Annotated in this window: 2 protein-coding genes and 2 pseudogenes; 2 read left to right on the top strand and 2 right to left on the bottom strand. The window is 43.1% G+C overall.

The genetic code is table 11. The features are described from left to right. Both B4K20_RS06635 and dmeF read right to left on the bottom strand, forming a co-directional pair. Positions 1–528: pseudogene (locus tag B4K20_RS06635) on the bottom strand (glycerate kinase); the annotation flags it as partial. A gap of 120 nt (positions 529–648) precedes the next feature. Beyond that, complete coding sequence (gene dmeF / locus B4K20_RS06640; RefSeq protein ID WP_289282325.1) at positions 649–1,584, bottom strand: CDF family Co(II)/Ni(II) efflux transporter DmeF; 936 nt, start codon at positions 1,582–1,584, stop codon at positions 649–651. Between the two features lie 497 nt (positions 1,585–2,081). Here dmeF and B4K20_RS06645 point away from each other — a divergent pair, with 497 nt between their 5' ends. Together B4K20_RS06645 and B4K20_RS06650 are read left to right on the top strand one after the other, a co-directional pair. After that, positions 2,082–2,573, top strand: a complete 492-nt coding sequence (locus B4K20_RS06645; protein ID WP_289243811.1) for a formate dehydrogenase subunit gamma — start codon at positions 2,082–2,084, stop codon at positions 2,571–2,573. Next, positions 2,573–3,397 (top strand): annotated as a pseudogene (locus B4K20_RS06650) (formate dehydrogenase); the annotation flags it as partial. The gene B4K20_RS06645 and the pseudogene B4K20_RS06650, both read left to right, overlap by 1 nt.

Below are 3,397 nucleotides of genomic sequence, written 5' to 3' on the forward strand. Positions count from 1 at the left end.
TTTAAGTAGACGATCATCCTGTGCTTCGGCTCCCAGGCACCAACCTTCAAAGATGATGATATCAACAGCTTGAGTAATGATTTCTTCTGACTCAGCAGGGGCCCGGTCGTCTTCAGCTTTATTAAATCGAGGAATGTTGACTGGAAATTGTTGGTTTATGAGCTGACTGATTGTTTTTCTAGCAAGAGCAATATCATGTGTGCCTGGTACACCACGAGTGGTTAGTAGAGGATGAATACCCCGGCCTAGCTGTATTCTTTCTTGACGAGTGAAATAAAAATCATCTAGTGATAAAGACACTACATTGAGTGAGTAGTGTTCTCTAAGGATATAAACAGCAAGTTGGGCCAGCGTACTTTTTCCTGAACCTTGTGCACCATTAATACCTACAGTGATCGTCCTTTTTGCACTTTTATGGTGCATCGATATTTCTTCAAGAACAGGTAAATACCATTGTTCTGCAAGCGCCTGATAACTATCAGGTAATCTATGTTTTTGAAGAAAGTCGCTGATGTCGATGTTCAGCATATCCATATCTCTCGGCTGTCATTAACGGGTGATAGATAGCCTGATGCAGTATTCATACCGCCAATTCAAAAAACGAGGAACATACTGCTTTTTTTGTGGAAAAGTACCGCAAATCAGCGGTTAGTGATCATCACTTTTTTGATGGTATTGATTCACTTCAATCGTAATGTGTGACAAACGATCAAATTCATTCAGTAGTGATTTGTAATGCTGCGTGGGTTTGGGCTCAGATGTCGCAATAGAGATAATGGCAGCAAAATGCTCAGCACTCACATGCCAGATGTGGAAATCGACAATATGATTGTCCGCATCATTCTCTATACAATCCTGAATAGCCTGACTGTAGCCCTGATCAATGCTGCCATCCAGTAATATCGGACTGGTCTCTTTGATTAAACCAACAGCCCAGACACTGATGATGACAGCACCGACAATGCCCATTAAGGCATCCAGCCACATCCAATTAAGAAGCATTGCACCAATAAGCGCGATGATGGCCAAAATGGACGTTAGCGCATCTGCTAAAACGTGCATATAAGCGGCTTTTAAATTGTGATCATGGTGGTGATGGTGATGACTTGCGTGGCTATGACTGTGCGCGTGATTATCTTTCAGTATTAAAGCGCTGATGAGGTTAACGATAAGACCTATGATGGCGACAAGGATTGCTGCACTGAATTCGATTTGATGCGGATTGACTAATCGTTCTACTGATTCTATTAACATCATCAAAGCGACGACGCCTAGAGCAATAGCGCTGGCAAAGCCGCCCAATACACTGACTTTTCCTGTACCAAAAGCAAATGCAGCATTCGTTTTGTTTTTCGATGCGTAAGAATAAGCAAACAAGGTAATGAGAAAGGCCACGGCATGTGTGGCCATATGCCAGCCATCAGCTAGTAAGGCCATAGAGCCAAAAAGTGTGCCTGCAATAATTTCCACGAGCATGGTGATGATCGTGAGAGCAAGAACATAGCGTGTGCGTTTTTCAGCATGTGGATTTATCGTGACAAAGTCATGATCTTGCTGAAGTTCTTCAATTGTGCGCTGGTGCATAGAAATCTGAGGGCAATTTTTGATGAATTGTCCGCTATGCTAACAGAACTGATGAGAGAAAATGAGCCCAAAAAAAAGGGGTGAACATTTGTTCACCCCAAGGCTCAGCACGTAGACAAGAGAGAAATACAAACAAAATGCAGCTGAAATGTTGTTTGTAATTAATATAAAGCATCAAGTGTGCCAGATTTTATTATTAATAATAATCAGTAGCTTATATATTTTTGGGGGTTTGTGGATGTCATCTATGCACATCCTTGGTGCAAACAATTGGCTATTTGCACTTAATTCGGCCTTGGCAAGAAATAAAGAAATTTTATGCCTTTGTTCTGGTCATATTCTTATAAAAAACAAAAGGTGATTCACAGTTTTTAAATATGACTCAAAATGCATATTTTTATCGTGCAATCTCTATGCTAATGTCTTGTCAATAATAAAAATAAGATAATTTAAATATGTGTGTTTGTGCATATTTCAGATAACGGAGAGAGAAAAAAATGACAGTTGGAAAAGAATGGACGGAGCAGTCTATTCAGCGAATCATTGATGGGCTTAAGCACAAGCCTGGTGCGATGCTACCCATCTTGCATGCCATTCAGAATGAAATTGGTTATATCCCTGAAAAGGCTGTTGCGCAAATTGCTGAGTCCTTATTGCAAACACGTGCAGAAGTTCATGGGGTGATCAGTTTTTATCACCACTTCAGAACGACACCTCCTGGCAAACATACAATAGAAATATGTCGTGCCGAGGCCTGTCAGGCGATGGGGTGTCGGTCCCTGGAAGCACATGCCAAACAATCCCTTGGTATTGATTACCACCAAACTACGGCGAACAGACAGTTCTCATTAGAGCCAGTATATTGTTTAGGTAACTGTGCTACCGGCCCATCTATAAGAATTGATGATGATATTCATGGTCGTGTCAGCCTGGATCGTTTTGATGAACTAGTGGCTTCCCATCAGCAAGATATGAAGGAGGTCGGCTAATGAGTCAGCGTATTTATATCCCTTGCGACACAACCGCACTCTCCTTGGGAGCCGAACAAATAGCTGAAGCTGTTCAGCAAGAAATTGAACAACGCGGCCTGGACGCGACAATTGTTCGAAATGGCAGCCGTGGCATGCTCTGGCTTGAACCGCTTGTTGAAGTAGATACTGCACAAGGCCGGGTTGGTTATGGTGCAGTTAGTGCTCAGCAAGTATCAGCCTTATTTGATACTGGCATGCTCGATGGTAATCAACAGCACGAGAGTTGCATCGGTCTGGTTGAAGAGCATCCCTTCCTTAAAAAACAACAAAGACTGACCTTTGCCCGTTCTGGCATTACCGATCCCATTTCCATCGAAGACTACATTGCTCTGGATGGTTTTAACGGTCTAAAAAATGCCATCGCAATGCAACCTCAGAATATTGTTGATGAAGTTAAAACCTCAGGCCTGCGTGGTCGTGGTGGTGCCGCTTTCCCTACAGGGATTAAGTGGCAAACCGTTTTAGATACCCCATCTGAACAAAAATATATTGTCTGTAACGCCGATGAAGGTGACTCGGGCACCTTTGCCGATCGTCTGGTGATGGAATGCGATCCTTTCATGCTCATTGAAGGCATGACCATTTCTGGTCTGGCGGTACACGCAACACAGGGTTACATCTATCTTCGTTCAGAATACCCAGTAGCCCATAAGTTACTGAACGAGGCGATCGAACGCGCTTATAAAGCCGGATATCTGGGTGAAGACATTCTCGGCTCGGGCAAACGATTTGATTTAGAGGTGCGACTGGGTGCAGGCGCTTATATCTGTGGTGAAGAGACT

Source organism: Methylophaga sp. UBA5088 (assembly GCF_002414625.1).
Taxonomy (GTDB): domain Bacteria; phylum Pseudomonadota; class Gammaproteobacteria; order Nitrosococcales; family Methylophagaceae; genus Methylophaga; species Methylophaga marina.

What these genes read in the sequence shown, in the direction of transcription:
- dmeF (WP_289282325.1), bottom strand. Translation starts at nt 1,584, where the DNA reads ATGCACCAGCGCACAATTGAAGAACTTCAGCAAGATCATGACTTTGTC.
- B4K20_RS06645 (WP_289243811.1), top strand. Translation starts at nt 2,082, where the DNA reads ATGACAGTTGGAAAAGAATGGACGGAGCAGTCTATTCAGCGAATCATT.